This is a genomic window from Porphyrobacter sp. THAI-01a, assembly GCF_056868655.1.
The window spans coordinates 2455569-2469319 of the sequence record NZ_CP180579.1; the positions used below are offsets into that span (position 1 = coordinate 2455569).

The 13751-nt window shown below is 68.2% G+C and carries 11 protein-coding genes; 7 read left to right on the plus strand and 4 right to left on the minus strand.

The genetic code is table 11. The features are described 5' to 3' along the window. Positions 1-143: 143 nt before the first annotated feature. The 4 genes from adh to ACMX37_RS11885 all read left to right on the plus strand — a co-directional run bounded on the left by adh (position 144) and on the right by ACMX37_RS11885 (position 5620). Positions 144-1664 carry an aldehyde dehydrogenase gene (adh, locus tag ACMX37_RS11870; RefSeq protein ID WP_483146125.1) on the plus strand — a complete coding sequence of 507 codons (1521 nt, stop codon included), beginning with the start codon at positions 144-146 and terminating at the stop codon, positions 1662-1664. 118 nt (positions 1665-1782) lie between these two features. After that, a complete protein-coding gene (locus tag ACMX37_RS11875) occupies positions 1783-2184 on the plus strand; it encodes a DUF779 domain-containing protein (protein WP_483146126.1) in 402 nt (133 codons plus the stop codon). Positions 2185-2198: 14 nt separating this feature from the next. Beyond that, positions 2199-3422 carry an FIST N-terminal domain-containing protein gene (locus ACMX37_RS11880; protein ID WP_483146127.1) on the plus strand — a complete coding sequence of 408 codons (1224 nt, stop codon included), beginning with the start codon at positions 2199-2201 and terminating at the stop codon, positions 3420-3422. Beyond that, positions 3422-5620 (plus strand): hybrid sensor histidine kinase/response regulator, encoded by a 2199-nt coding sequence (locus ACMX37_RS11885; protein WP_483146128.1) that lies wholly within the window; start codon positions 3422-3424, stop codon positions 5618-5620. The genes ACMX37_RS11880 and ACMX37_RS11885 overlap by 1 nt, the downstream gene beginning before the upstream one ends. A gap of 3 nt (positions 5621-5623) precedes the next feature. Here ACMX37_RS11885 and ACMX37_RS11890 read toward each other — a convergent pair whose 3' ends face one another. The 4 genes from ACMX37_RS11890 to pedF all read right to left on the minus strand — a co-directional run bounded on the left by ACMX37_RS11890 (position 5624) and on the right by pedF (position 9561). After that, the gene (locus ACMX37_RS11890) at positions 5624-6277 is read right to left on the minus strand and encodes a response regulator (RefSeq protein WP_483146129.1); all 654 of its coding nucleotides are present in this window, start codon (positions 6275-6277) and stop codon (positions 5624-5626) included. Positions 6278-6369: 92 nt separating this feature from the next. Then, the gene (locus ACMX37_RS11895; RefSeq protein ID WP_483146130.1) at positions 6370-8115 is read right to left on the minus strand and encodes a methanol/ethanol family PQQ-dependent dehydrogenase; all 1746 of its coding nucleotides are present in this window, start codon (positions 8113-8115) and stop codon (positions 6370-6372) included. 134 nt (positions 8116-8249) lie between these two features. Beyond that, positions 8250-9092 carry a substrate-binding periplasmic protein gene (locus ACMX37_RS11900; RefSeq protein WP_483148401.1) on the minus strand — a complete coding sequence of 281 codons (843 nt, stop codon included), beginning with the start codon at positions 9090-9092 and terminating at the stop codon, positions 8250-8252. A 34-nt stretch (positions 9093-9126) separates the two neighbouring features. Then, positions 9127-9561, minus strand: a complete 435-nt coding sequence (gene pedF, locus ACMX37_RS11905) for a cytochrome c-550 PedF (protein WP_483146131.1) — start codon at positions 9559-9561, stop codon at positions 9127-9129. A gap of 143 nt (positions 9562-9704) precedes the next feature. Between pedF and ACMX37_RS11910 the strand changes: the two genes are divergently transcribed. The 3 genes from ACMX37_RS11910 to ACMX37_RS11920 all read left to right on the plus strand — a co-directional run bounded on the left by ACMX37_RS11910 (position 9705) and on the right by ACMX37_RS11920 (position 13719). Then, positions 9705-10670, plus strand: coding sequence for a PQQ-dependent catabolism-associated beta-propeller protein (locus ACMX37_RS11910; RefSeq protein ID WP_483146132.1), 966 nt, complete (start codon positions 9705-9707; stop codon positions 10668-10670). A gap of 18 nt (positions 10671-10688) precedes the next feature. After that, on the plus strand, positions 10689-13052 hold the full coding sequence (locus ACMX37_RS11915; protein ID WP_483146133.1) for a TonB-dependent receptor: 2364 nt from the start codon (positions 10689-10691) through the stop codon (positions 13050-13052). Positions 13053-13137: 85 nt separating this feature from the next. Further along, positions 13138-13719: a c-type cytochrome gene (locus ACMX37_RS11920; RefSeq protein ID WP_483146134.1), complete on the plus strand. Its 582-nt coding sequence runs from the start codon at positions 13138-13140 to the stop codon at positions 13717-13719. The last annotated feature ends 32 nt before the right edge of the window (positions 13720-13751 follow it).

Sequence of the window (13751 nt, forward strand, 5' to 3'; positions counted from 1 at the left end):
CCCGCGCCCGTCCGGCGCGGGGCCTTTGCCGTTTCGGGGCCATGACCGGCGCGGCGCACGTCTCGGCCTAAGGTACAATTGGCCCGTCCCCGCGACAGGCGCACACTCCGCTCACGACAACCCGCGGCGAGAGGAGAAGCACCATGCTGGAACAGGCCCTGAGCAATTTCGAAGGCAAGTCCCTGATCAAGGGCAAGTACGACAACTTCATCGGCGGCCGCTGGGTGGCGCCGGTCAAGGGGCAGTATTTCGACAATATCTCGCCGGTGAACGGCAAGCGCGTGTGCCAGGTCGCCCGCGGCAGCGCCGAGGATATCGAACTCGCGCTCGATGCCGCGCACAAGGCCAAGGCCGCCTGGGGCCGCACCTCGACCACCGAGCGGTCGAACATCCTCAACCGCATCGCCCAGCGCATCGAGGACAATCTCGACATGCTGGCGCTGGTCGAGACGATCGACAACGGCAAGCCGATCCGCGAGACCACCGCGGCCGACCTGCCGCTGGCGGTCGATCACTTCCGCTACTTCGCCGGGTGCCTGCGCGCGCAGGAAGGCGGCATTTCGGAGATCGACCACGACACCATCGCCTACCACTTCCACGAACCGCTCGGCGTGGTCGGCCAGATCATCCCCTGGAACTTCCCGCTGCTGATGGCGGTGTGGAAGCTTGCCCCCGCTCTGGCCGCCGGCAACTGCGTGGTGCTGAAGCCCGCCGAACAGACCCCCATGAGCATCATGGTGCTGATGGAGGTGATCGGCGACCTGCTGCCCGAGGGCGTCGTCAACGTCGTCAACGGCTTCGGCATCGAGGCGGGCAAGCCGCTCGCCACCAGCCCGCGGATCGCCAAGATCGCCTTCACCGGCGAGACCACCACCGGCCGCCTGATCATGCAGTATGCGTCCGAGAACCTCATCCCCTGCACGCTCGAACTCGGCGGCAAGAGCCCCAACATCTTCTTCGCCGACGTGATGCGCGAGGATGACGACTATCTCGACAAGGCGCTCGAAGGCTTCGCCATGTTCGCGCTCAACCAGGGCGAGGTCTGCACCTGCCCGAGCCGCGCGCTGATCCATGAATCGATCTACGACCGCTTCATGGAAAAGGCGCTGGCCCGGGTGAACGCGATCAAGATGGGCAGCCCGCTGGATGCCGCGACCATGATCGGCGCGCAGGCCTCGAACGACCAGCTCGAGAAGATCCTCAGCTACATCGAGATCGGCAAGGGCGAAGGCGCCAAGGTGCTCGCCGGCGGCGGACGCTTCGTCCAGGAAGGCGAGCTGGCGGAGGGCTATTATGTCCAGCCGACCGTCCTCGAAGGCCACAACAAGATGCGCATCTTCCAGGAGGAAATCTTCGGCCCCGTGCTGTCGGTGACGACCTTCAAGGACGATGCCGAGGCCCTCGCCATCGCCAACGACACCCTCTACGGCCTCGGCGCCGGGGTGTGGAGCCGGGATGCCAACACCTGCTACCGCTTCGGCCGCGCGATCGAGGCCGGCCGGGTGTGGACCAACTGCTACCACGCCTACCCCGCCCACGCGGCCTTCGGCGGCTACAAGCAGTCGGGCATCGGGCGCGAGAACCACAGGATGATGCTCGAGCACTACCAGCAGACCAAGAACCTGCTGGTGAGCTACAGCCCCAAGGCGCTGGGCTTCTTCTGATCCGATAGGCCGGGACCTCCTCCCGCAAACCTCTCTCCCCGAGCAGGTTCCGGCGTCCCACGGGGCGGATGGCCACAAGGCCGTCCGCCCCGCTTTGTCGGCGAAGGAGAGATGCCCGATGACCACTGACGACACCCTGCCCCCGCGAATCCTCGCCACGCCCGAGGCCGAAGGCTGGATCGCGCGCCTTGCCGCTGCGCACGGCCCGCTGATGTTCCACCAGTCCGGCGGCTGCTGCGACGGTTCCGCCCCGATGTGCTTCGTGCGCGGCGAGTTCCGGGTCGGCGCGCAAGACGTGCTGCTCGGCCACCTCGCGGGCGATACGCCGGTCTGGATCGGCGCCCGCCAGTTCGAATACTGGCGCCACACCCAGATCACCATCGACGTCGTGCCCGGCCGGGGTTCGGGGATGAGCCTCGAGGCGCCCGAAGGCGTGCGCTTCGTCACCCGCAGCCGGGTCTTCACCGATGCAGAGGCCGCCGCGCTTGATGCCGCGGGCGACCCGCCGACAGGGGGCTGAAAGGGCTTGCCGCTATGGCGAATCTGCAACATTATGACGCCGGGATGAAGGCCCGGCCTTCATGGGAGATCTGGGAGAGGCCATTGCACGCACCGCGCCCTTCGGCGGCTGGCGGTCTTGTCGTTGCAAGTTCGCACGCCGCGTGTCCGGAACGGGCCGTCGCCGAGATCGCCGCCGCGATCGAGGGACGCGCGCTGGCGGGCGGCGTGATCTTCTGTTCGAGCACCTACCCGCGCGACACGCTCGCCGCCGCGATCGGAGCGCATCTCGGCCACATCCCGCTCGCCGGCTGCACCAGCGCGGGCGAGATCACCGGGCGCGGCTATGATGCCGACAGCCTGCTGTTCATGGGCTTCCCCGCGGAGGGCTTCACCTTCCGCGTGCTGCACGTCTCGGACATCGACAGCTTCGACCCCGAGGACGCCCGCCGCCAGGTACGCCACCTCGCGGCCAATGCCCGCCACGAGGCGCGCGTTCTCGGCGAGAATGCCAGCCAGGTCGCGCTGTTCCTCGTCGACGGCCTCTCGCACCGCGAGGAGCTGCTCACCATGACCGTGCAGGACGCGCTCGGCGACATTCCGCTGATCGGCGGATCGAGCGGCGACGGGTTGCTATTCAGCGAGACTGGCGTGCTTTGCGACGGCGCCTTCCGGTCCGGCACGGCGGCGATCATCATGCTCACCAGTGCCCGGCCGATGCAGGTCCATTCGGAATGCTTCTACGAGCCGGGCCCCGCCAAGATGGTGGTGACCGCCGCCGATCCCGAACGGCGCATCGTCCACGAGATCAACGCCGCACCCGCTGCCGACGAATATCGCCGTCTCGCCGGCGCGCCGGGGGCCGAGCTGGACACCGCCTTCTTCGCCGCCCATCCGCCGATGGTGCGCGCCGGCGGCGTCTATCACGTGCGCGCGATCCAGACCGCCAACTCCGACGGCAGCCTCACCTTCTACGGCGCGGTGGATCGCGGGATCGTGCTTTCGGTCGGCGAGCCGGTCGACCGGATCGCGCGGACGGAAGCCTTCTTCGCCCGCCTGCGCACCGAGTTCGGCGAGGTCGATCACGTGCTCGGCTTCGACTGCGTGCTCAACCGCATCGATGCCGAAACCCGCCAGATCACCCGCGCGATCTCGGACATCTACGCCGCCAATCGCGTGACGGGCTTCAACACCTATGGCGAACAGTTCCGTGCCGCCCATCTCAACCAGACATTCAGCTGCCTGGTGATCGGCCGCTGATGACGGCGACGCTCGAGAGCGACGAGATTGCCCGCCTGAAGGAGCAGGTGCGCAAGCTCGAGGCGATCAATGCCGCCCTGATGGACCGGGTCGAGCGCGCCAGCGACCTGCATGGCGGCGCCTTCTCCATGTTCGAGAACGCGATCACGCTCGAGGCGATGGTGCGCGGCCGCACCGGCGAGCTGGAAGACGCGATGGTGCGCCTCGCGACGATCAACGCCCAGATCGAGGCCGCCCACAACGACGCCGACGCGGCCCGGGCGCGGCTGCGCGACGCGATCGAATCGCTTTCCGACGGCTTTGCGCTGTTCGATGCCGAGGACCGGCTGGTGATGTGCAACACCGCCTTCCTCGCGATCTGGCCCGAGTTCCGCGATCTGGTGGAGGATCGCCCCAGCTTCGGCGAGCTGGTCGATGTCCTCGCGGGCAACGGCAGCGCGGTCGGATCGCTGCTCGCGCCCGAACGCTGGAAGCAGGAACGCCTCGCCCGGCATCGCGATGCCGGGGCACATGTCCAGCTGCTGTCGGACGGACGCTGGCTCCAGATCAACGAGCTGCGCACCAGCGAGGGCGGCACGGTCAGCATCTACACCGACATCACCAGCGTGAAGGCCGAGGACGCCCGCCAGCGCGCGCGCGAGCTGGCCGAACGCAACCTTGCGCTGCAATCCACGCTCGACACCCTTTCGGAAGGCGCGTGCCTGTTCGGTCCCAACGGGCAGCTGCAGGCGTGGAACGACGAGCTTGCCAACATGCTGCACCTCAACCGCGACGTGATGGCGGTGATCGGCACCCACGGGCAGTTCGTGCAGCACTGCATCTCGCGCTGCCGGCTGGACCGGCCGCAGGCGGTGGAATGGCGCGAGGGCCGGGGCCCGCGGATTTCCACCGACTGCATGCTCGGCAGCCGCAACTTCGTGATCCGCTCGGTCACGCTGGCAAGCGGCGGCATGGCCTTCGCCTTCGACGACGTGACCGACCGCATCCGCTTCCAGAAGAGCATGACCGAGGTCGCCGAGACGCTCGAGCGAGCAGTCAAGCAGCGCACCGCCGAACTGGTCGAGGTCAACCGCCAGCTCGCCGAGGCAAAGGACGAGGCGGAGCTGGCGAACCTCTCCAAGACCCGCTTCCTCGCCGCTGCCAGCCACGACCTGCTGCAACCGCTCAACGCCGCGCGCCTGTTCGTCTCGGCGCTCCACGAGAAGCGGCTGGCGGCGAGCACGCGCGGGCTGGTCGGTCAGGCCTCGATCGCGCTCGATTCGGTCGAGGACCTGCTCGAGAGCCTGTTCGAAATCTCGCGGCTCGATGCCGGCGCAATCCAGCCCGAGATCCGCACCATCTCGCTCGACCGGATGCTGTCGGCGCTGAGGATCGAGTTCGCCCCGCTCGCGCGTTCGCGCGGGCTCGCCTTCAGCGTCGCCGAGACGGGGCTCCACGTTTCGAGCGACGTGCAGATGCTGCGCCGGGTGCTGCAGAACCTCGTGTCGAACGCGATCCGCTATACCGCCGCAGGCAGCGTCACCGTGAGCGCGCAGCGCGAGGGCGACCGGGTGACGGTGGCGGTCACCGACACGGGGCCCGGCATCGCCGCTGGCGAACAGCGCGTGGTGTTCGAGGAATTCCGCCGGCTCGAGGCGACGCGCAAGATACCCGGCCACGGGCTCGGCCTCGCGATCGTGCGGCGCAGCTGCGCCAAGCTCGGCCACGGGGTCGCGCTCGATTCAGCGCCCGGGCGCGGCTCGACCTTCTCGGTGACGCTGCCCGCCGCCGATACCGAGGTGGCCGCCGTGGCCACGGTGGCTGCGCGCGGGGGCAAGACCGCTCCGGCGAGCGGCGCGATCCTGGTGATCGACAACGACGAGGCGATCCTTGCCGGGATGCGCGCGCTGCTGGAGAACTGGGGGCATCGGGCGATCACCGCGGTCGGCCCAGACCGGCCCGAGGTGCGCGCCGCGGCCGAGGCCGGGCTGTCGCTGATGCTCGCCGACTATCACCTCGAGGACGGGCTTACCGGCGATATCGCGGTGGCGCGGGTGCGGGCGATGCACAAGGGTGATCTGCCGGCCGCGATCGTCACCGCCGACCGCAGCGAGGAAGTCCGCGCGAGCCTTGCGGCGCAGGACCTGCCGGTGCTCGGAAAGCCGATCAAGCCCGCCCAGCTGCGCGCCCTGCTGCGCCAGCTCGCGGTGCCGGCCTAGGCCTTAGCCCTCGAAATTCACCCGATTGGCGAGGATCACCGCCTGGGTGCGGCTGAAGACGTTGAGCTTGCACAGGATTGCCGAGACGTGCGCCTTGACGGTCGTCATCGAGATGTCGAGCTCGTGGGCGATCTGCTTGTTGAGCCGACCTGCCACCAGCCGCCCGAGCACCACGCGCTGCTGCGGGGTGAGGCTGTCGATCAGCTTGCGGATCTTCTCCTCCTCCTCGTCCGCCAGCGGGTCGCTCTGAAGCTCGCCGGGGGCGTAGATCTCGCCCATCAGCACCTGGCCGATCGCATCGAGGATGGTCGCCCGGTCGAGCGTCTTGGGCAGGAACCCCGCAGCGCCTGCCGCCAGTGCATCGCGCACCGTGACGCGGTCGTAGGAGCCCGACACCATCACCACCGGCAGGCTCGGGAAATCGGCGCGCAGCTGTTCCAGCGCGGAGAAGCGCGATGCATCGGGAATGTTGAGATCGAGCAGCACCATGTCAGGGTCGGGCATCGTCTCGAGCGCGGCGAGCGCCTCGGCGAAGCTGCCGGCCTCGGCGATGGCGCAGTCGGGGAAACTCGACAGCAGGATGGCGCTGAGGCCGTCGCGGATCAGCCCGTGATCATCGACGATCAGAACGCGTTCTAAAGGCGGCGCTTCGGTCATGGGATATCTCTATCGCCTGAACCCGGCGGAGCAAGAGGACGCAGCAGAGGGGGACGCGAGCCTCGGCCCCCGCCCCCCGTCTGCGCTTGCCCTCACTTGGGCAGCTTGAACACCCAGAGCGAGCCGCCCTGGCTGATTTCCTTGAAGGTCTTGGCGACCTCGCCGCCCCACAGCGGCACCGCGCCGCCCCAGCCGGACATGACCGCGACATACTGCTCGCCGTCCTGTTCCCAGGTGACGGGCGAACCGACCACGCCCGAACCGGTCTGGAACTTCCACAGCTCCTTGCCGGTCTTGGCGTCGAAGGCCTTGAGGTAGCCCTCGGGGGTGCCGGTGAAGACCAGGTTGCCGCGGGTCGTCAGGACGCCGCCCCACAGCGGGGCCTTGTTCTTGTATTCCCACATGATCTTGCCGGTCTTGGGATCGATCGCCCGCAGCGCGCCGATGTGGTCCTCGGCGATAGGCTTGATGGTGAAGCCCGCGCCCAGATAGGCCGCGCCCTTCTTGTAGGCGATCGGCTCGTTCCAGATGTCCATGCCCCAGTCGTTCGAGGGGACGTAGAACATCTCGGTGTCGGGCGAATAGGCCATCGGCATCCAGTTCTTGCCGCCGAGGAAGGACGGCGCGGCGAACACCGACTTGCCCTTGTCCGCCGTGCCCGGCGCGCCGGGACGGTTGTCGTCGTTGTAAACCGGGCGCCCCGTCTTGAGGTCGATCCTGCTCGCCCAGGTCGGCTGCATGACGAAGGGCGTGGCGTTCATCAGCTTCCCGTTGGTGCGGTCGAGCACGTAGAAGAAGCCGTTGCGGTCGGCCTTGGCGCCGAGCTTCATCTTCTTGCCCTTGAACTCGCCGTCGAAGGGGATGAACTCGTTGACGCCGTCGAAGTCCCAGCCGTCGTGGGGGGTGGTCTGGTAGTGCCACTTGATCACCCCGGTGTCGGGATCAATGGCGAGGGTCGAGGCGGTGTAGAGGTTGTCGCCCGGGCGCAGATGGCTGTTCCACGGGGCCGGGTTGCCGGTGCCGAAGAAGACGAGGTTGGTGTCGGGGTCATAGGTCCCGCCAAGCCAGGTCGCCCCGCCGCCGGTCTTCCACAGATCGCCTTCCCACGTGGCGTTGGTCTTGCCGGTGATGCCGTTGTCCTTGCCGTTGAGGGTGCCCATGTGGCCCTCGATCACGGGCCGGGTCCACACGATCTCGCCGGTGTCGACATTGCGCGCCTGGACTTCGCCGACCGCGCCGAACTCGCCGCCGGAATTGCCGGTGATGACGAGGTTCTTGACGATGATCGGGGCTGCGGTGGCGGAGTAGCCGGCCTTGTAGTCGGCGGTCATCTTGTTCCAGATCACCTTGCCGGTCTTGCGGTTGAGCGCGACGAGCCGCGCATCGAGCGTGGCGAAGATCACCTTGTCGCCGTGGATCGCCGCACCGCGGTTGACGACGTCGCAGCAGGGCATGATGCCGTCGGGCAGGCGGTGGTTGTACTCCCACAGCTTCTCGCCGGTGCGCGCATCGAAGGCGAAGAGGCGCGAATAGGAGCCGGTGACGTAGATCACGCCGTCATAGACGATCGGCTGCGATTCCTGCCCGCGCTGCTTTTCTCCGCCCAGCGAGGCGGCGAAGGCCGGGACCATGCGCGCGACGTTGTCGGTGTTGATCTGCGCCAGCGGGCTGAAACGCTGCTGCTGCGGCCCCATGCCGTAGGTCAGCACGTCGCCGGTCGTCGCGGCGTCGTTCATCAGCTGGTCCATCGTCGGCCCGTCCTCGGCCAGAGCCGGTGCGGTCAGCGCGAGGCCGGCAAGCGCGACGCCTGCGGCCAGAATATTGGTCAAGCCCTTCATCATTCCCTCCTCGTCTCTTCTCTTTGTCCCCGACCGGCCGCGAAGGGCCCGAGCGGGTCACACCCCCACCAGGAAATCCAAGCCTAGCCCCCGTGCCAGCGGCAACAATTGAACCTTGGAACTAGGCGGGCTGCCTATCCGATAGCCTTCGTCGCGGCGGCCGCCTGCCAGGTAACGCCGGCCTTGGCGAACAGCGCCTTCATGCGCCCGTCGGCGGCCATGCGCGCGACGATGTCCTCGACCGCAAAGCCCAGTGTGCGGCTGTCCTCGCGCACCGCCATGCCGATATCCCAGCCCGACGAGGGGATCATCGGCAGCGGGCTCTTGCGCAGCTTCGCGCCGCTGCCGGCGCTATCGGCCATCGAGGCCTCGATCTGGGCGCGGGTAGCGACGGCCATCTCGACCTCGCCTTCATGCACCGCCAGGGCTGCGGCATGGCCGGTGGGATAGTGCTGGACATCGCCGCGCAGGATCCCGCCGAACCCGCCGACGAGGTAGAAATCGGGGATCGAATCCAGCTCCGCACCGACCTTGCTGCCGACGAAACGCTGCGGCGGCTGGTCGCAGTCGCGTGTCTGCGCCGAGCAGAGCGCAGTGAATTCCTCACGGTAATAGGGCGCGACGAAGACCACCTGGTCTTCCTTCGCCGACAACTGCATGTCGAAGGGCACGTGCAGCATCAGGTCGCAGCGGCGGAAGCCGAGCAGGCCGCCGCGCCAGATCACGTTGCGCAGGTCGTCCGAGAGTTCCTCGTCGGCGGTGAACAGCGCGATCTCGGCTTTCACGCCGAGCTGCTCGGCGATCGCGAGCGCGAGATCGACGTCAATTCCGGCCGGCTGCCCGCCGCCCCGGTCCCACGACCACGGCCGGTTGTCGGCATAGAGACCGACCCGCAGGACGCCGAGTTCCCGCACCTTGGCGAGCGGCGCTGCCCCCAGCGGCCCTGAAAGCGCCAATGCGCAGCCCGCGCCGACCATGCCGGCGAGGAATCCCCTGCGGTTATCGGCCACCTTACTCTTCCGTGTACTTCGTTTCGAGGAAGGCGCGGATCGCCCAGCCGGCCTTCTGGCCGAGCACGTCGCCGAAGGGCGGCATATAGACCTTGCCGTCATGGCTCGACCCGTGGCGATAGCGCTCCATGAACCACTGGTCGCCGCTCTCGCCGAGTTCGAGATAGCGCAGGTCGGGTGCGATCCCGCCCGAGATCGCCTCGAGCCCGTGGCAGCGCGCGCAGTTCTGGTTGTAGGCCGAAGTACCGATCTCGATCGCCCGGGCGTTGCCGCTGTAGGGGTTCTTCTCGAGCCAGGCCTCGCCGATGTCGGGCAGGTCGGATGTGTCGACGGCCTGCGGCGTGACATCGCCATGGGCCATGATCTGGGGCCCGGCCGCCATCGCCAGAGAGGCGATCGCCGCACCGAGCAGGATGCGTCCGGCGTAGTTTTTCATCTCACAAACCCCTTCGTGCCTCAGGTGCCGCGCCATTCGCGCAGCGACATTCTCCCGTGCCATCAGATTACGCGTAAGCCCCCGAATCCCCATTGCACTTTGGTACAATCGCGGGGCGAAAGGGGGTCTGTAGGATGGTCGCCATGATATTCCGTCGCATGCCCCTTTGTCTGGCTGCTGCCGCTCTCGCCGTCCCCGCCGCCGCGCAGACGGCCTATGTCAGCAACGAACGCGGCGGCACGGTCAGCGTGATCGACATCGCCAGCGGCACGGTGAAAGCCACCTTCGACGTCGGCCAGCGCCCGCGCGGGATCCTGCTGAGCAAGGACGGCAGGTATCTCTACATCTGCGCCAGCCTCGACAACGCGGTCGAGATCCGCGACGCGGCAACCGGCGCGCTGGTCGCGGTGATGCCGGCGGGCAACGATCCCGAGCAGTTCTTCCTCTCCCCCGACGGCGCCACGCTGTTCGTGGCCAACGAGGACGATGCGGCCGCGACCGCCATCGACCTCGGGCAGCGCAAGGTCGCCTGGCAGGTCGAGGTGGGCGAGGAGCCCGAAGGCATCGCGGTCAGCCCCGACGGCAAGTGGCTGCTGGTCGCCTCCGAGGAGGAGAACACCGTCAGCTGGATCGACGTCGTCACCCGCGAGACCGTCGCCGAAATCGAAACCGATGCGCGGCCCCGGCACATCGAGTTCACCCCGGATGGCCGCCACGTCTGGATCGCCGCCGAGATCGGGCAGACGGTCCATGTGATCGACGTGGCCAGCCGCGAGATCGTCGAGACCATCCCCTTCGCCCCGCCCGGGGCCATGCCCTACAAGGTGCTGCCCTGCGGCATCCGCTTCACGCCCGACGGCAAGACTGCCGTGATCGCGCTCGGGCGGGCGGACTCCATCGCGCTGGTCGATGTCGAGACCCGCAAGGTGCGCGGCTACGTGAACACCGGCGGACGCCCCTGGCACCTCGCCATCACCGCCGACGGCACACGCGCCGTGGTCGCCAACGGCACCAGCGACGATGTCGCAGTGGTCGAACTCGCCACAGGGCAGGTGGTCTCCCGCATTCCCGCCGGCGAAGGGCCTTGGGGAGTCGTGCTGGCGGAATAGGACACAAGAAAAGGGAAGATGGCCGCGACAGACGGCCGGAACGGAGGGGAAGTGCGAAGGGTTGCAGCATTTCTGCTGACGGGGGCGGCGTGCGTCGTTCCTGCGGTGGCACAGGCGGAGGACGCGGCGTCGGTCGATGCTCCGGACGCGCCGATCATCGTCACCGCACCGGGCGGAAACATCGATCTCGACGACGCGCTGGCGCTGGAACGGCGCGACATCGCGGTGGCCGGCACACCCGACCTCCTCGCCGCGCTCCAGCGCAATTTCGCCGGCGTCACCGCGCAGGACGCGCAGAACAACCCCTGGCAGCCCAACCTCGTCTATCGCGGCTATGTCGCCTCGCCGCTGGTCGGGCAGGCGCAGGGGCTTGCCGCCTATGTCGACGGGGCGCGCTTCAACCAGCCCTTCGGCGACACGGTCAATTTCGAGCTGATCCCCGATGCCGCGATCCGTAGCGTGACCCTGCGCGATGCGAGCCCGGTCTACGGGCTCAACACGCTGGGCGGCGCACTGGTGATCGAGACCGCGACGGGGCAAACAGAGCAGGGTGTCGAGGCGGCGGCCGCCATCGGCTCATTCGGCGAGCGCGATCTCAGCCTCTCGGCAGGCGATGCGATCGGCGGGTTCAGCTGGTTCGGCGCGGTGCAGTACCGCGAGGAAGACGGATGGCGCGATTTCAGCCCCTCGGACCTCGTCAACGGTTTCGTCGATGTCGGCTATGACGGGGAGCGCGCCGGGCTGCACCTCAAGGCCATCGGGGCCGATACCGACCTCACCGGCAACGGCGTCGCCCCGGTCGAGCTGCTCGAGGCGCGGCGGCAGTCGGTGTTCACCTGGCCCGACAACCAGCGCAATTCCTATGGCCGCATCAGCCTCCACCCGTGGCTGGCGATCGGCGAGGGCCTGCGGTTCGAGGCGACCCTCTACCGCCAGCGCCGCAAGGCATCGCTCCTTAACGGCGATGCCGCCGACATCGAGGAATGCGAGGACGATCCGGCGCTCGCCGGCCTGCTGTGCCTCGAAAGCGTCGGCGATGACGGCGACGAGGAGCAGGCGCTGCTGACCGACGGGGCGGGCAATGTGATCGGCGACGTGCTGGACGGCGGGGATTACGGCGTCTTCAACCGCGGCAGCATCCGCTCGCGCTCGGAAGGCTTCCTCGCGCAGATCATCACCGAACAGGACATGGGCGCGCGTGCCAACCGGCTGGTGCTGGGCGCGAGCTACGATTCGAGCGAGAACGACTTCGCCGCCTCGACCGAACTCGGCGCCCTGACCGAGGATCGCAGCGTCGAGGGACTCGGCGTGTTCATCGACCAGGCCGACAACGCCATCGCCCCGGTGGAGCTGAAAACCCGCTCGCGCTTCTGGGGCCTGTTCGCCAGCGACACCCTGCCGCTGGGCGAGACGCTGACGGCGGAAATCGGCCTGCGCTGGAACCATGCGCGGATCGTGCTCGAGGACCAGATCGGCACGGCGCTGAACGGCGACCATTCCTTCAGCCGCCTCAATCCGGGGATCGAACTCGACTGGGCGGTGACGCCCGAGGTGACGCTGCGTGCAGGCTATGCCGAGAGCAACCGCGTGCCGACCGAGGCGGAGCTCTCCTGCGCCGACGAGGACGCGCCGTGCAGCCTCACCAATTTCTTCATCGCCGATCCGCCACTGGAACAGGTGGTCGCCAAGACTTTCGAGCTCGGCGCGTCGGGCAGCCACCGGGCGGGCGGTTGGGAGATCGACTGGCTGGCCTCGGCCTACCGCGCGACCAACGTGAACGACATCCAGTTCATCGCCTCCAGCACCCGCGGGCGCGGCTTCTTCGAGAATATCGGGCGCACGCGGCGGCAGGGTTTCGAGGCGAGCCTCGGCGTGCGGCGCGGCGGTTTCCGGATCGGGGCGAGCTACGCCTTCATCGATGCGACCTTCCGCCTGCCGGTCACGCTCAGCAGCCCCGCCAACCCCGAGGCGAGCGACGAGGGCGAGATCTTCGTCGAAGCGGGCGACCGGCTGACCGGCATTCCCCGCCACAGCGCCACCCTGACTGCCGACTACGAAGGCCGGATCGGCACGCGCAGCTTCGCGATCGGCGGCGACATGGTCGCGCGCTCGGGCCTGCTGCTTTTCGGCGACGAGGCGAACCAGAACCCCGAGGTGCCCGGCTATGTCGTCTTCAACCTGCGCGGGCGGATCGAGGTGGTGAAGGGCGTCTCGCTGTTCGGCGAGGTGCGCAACGTCTTCGACCGCGAGTTTGCGACCTTCGGCACCTTCAGCGAGGTGGACGAGGTCGATCTCGCCGAAGCGCCGGACGCCTCCGACCCGCGCGCCTTTGGCCCGGGCGCGCCGCGCAGGTTCACGCTGGGCCTTGGCCTCCGGTTCTGACTTCGTCCGAAGGTGCAATGTCGGGAGGGCAGGGAAACTGTCATTGTCACGCCCAACGAACGACATTTTTCGAGGGAGGATCAACATGAAACTGCGCAAGCTCTCCGCCGGCGGCTCGCTGGCCCTGGCCCTGGCTCTCGCGGCATGTTCCGGCGGCGAGCCCGCCGCCGACGAACCCGCAGCGACCGAAACTCCGGCTGCGGACACTGCCCCCGCAGCCGACGCGCCCGTCGCCGATGCGACCGCCGAGGCCACTCCGGCTCCGGAAGCCAGCCCCGCCGTCGAGCCCGAGAAGGCTGCCGCCGCCGCACCCGCCGCTGCCGCAAAGCCCGCCGCAGCGCCTGCCGCCGAGGTGGTCAAGGTCGCCGCCACCGTCGCCCCGCCCGCAAGCTTCGGGCGCTGCGCGGTGTGCCACACCGCCGACAAGGGCGGCGAGGACAAGCTCGGCCCCAATCTCTACGGGGTCTTCGGCAAGCCTGCCGCCAAGGGCAGCTTCGCCTTCTCCGAACAGCTCAAGGGCGCGGGCCTCGTGCTCGACGAGCCGACCCTGCACAAGTGGCTGGAGAACCCCAAGGCGCTGGTGCCGGGCAACCGCATGAGCTTCCCCGGGATCAAGGACGCGGCCAAGCGTCAGGAAATCATCAACTACCTCAAGCAGCAGAGCTGAGGGTCGCGGGCGGCGCGGGGCAGGACGGGATC

Bases quoted from the DNA above. Each gene is read 5' to 3' on its own strand.
- ACMX37_RS11875 (WP_483146126.1), top strand. From the start codon at position 1,783: ATGACCACTGACGACACCCTGCCCCCGCGAATCCTCGCCACGCCCGAG.
- ACMX37_RS11885 (WP_483146128.1), top strand. From the start codon at position 3,422: ATGACGGCGACGCTCGAGAGCGACGAGATTGCCCGCCTGAAGGAGCAG.
- ACMX37_RS11880 (WP_483146127.1), top strand. From the start codon at position 2,199: ATGGCGAATCTGCAACATTATGACGCCGGGATGAAGGCCCGGCCTTCA.
- ACMX37_RS11900 (WP_483148401.1), bottom strand. From the start codon at position 9,092: ATGGTCGGCGCGGGCTGCGCATTGGCGCTTTCAGGGCCGCTGGGGGCA.
- ACMX37_RS11895 (WP_483146130.1), bottom strand. From the start codon at position 8,115: ATGAAGGGCTTGACCAATATTCTGGCCGCAGGCGTCGCGCTTGCCGGC.
- ACMX37_RS11915 (WP_483146133.1), top strand. From the start codon at position 10,689: ATGGCCGCGACAGACGGCCGGAACGGAGGGGAAGTGCGAAGGGTTGCA.
- ACMX37_RS11890 (WP_483146129.1), bottom strand. From the start codon at position 6,277: ATGACCGAAGCGCCGCCTTTAGAACGCGTTCTGATCGTCGATGATCAC.
- ACMX37_RS11920 (WP_483146134.1), top strand. From the start codon at position 13,138: ATGAAACTGCGCAAGCTCTCCGCCGGCGGCTCGCTGGCCCTGGCCCTG.
- adh (WP_483146125.1), top strand. From the start codon at position 144: ATGCTGGAACAGGCCCTGAGCAATTTCGAAGGCAAGTCCCTGATCAAG.
- ACMX37_RS11910 (WP_483146132.1), top strand. From the start codon at position 9,705: ATGATATTCCGTCGCATGCCCCTTTGTCTGGCTGCTGCCGCTCTCGCC.
- pedF (WP_483146131.1), bottom strand. From the start codon at position 9,561: ATGAAAAACTACGCCGGACGCATCCTGCTCGGTGCGGCGATCGCCTCT.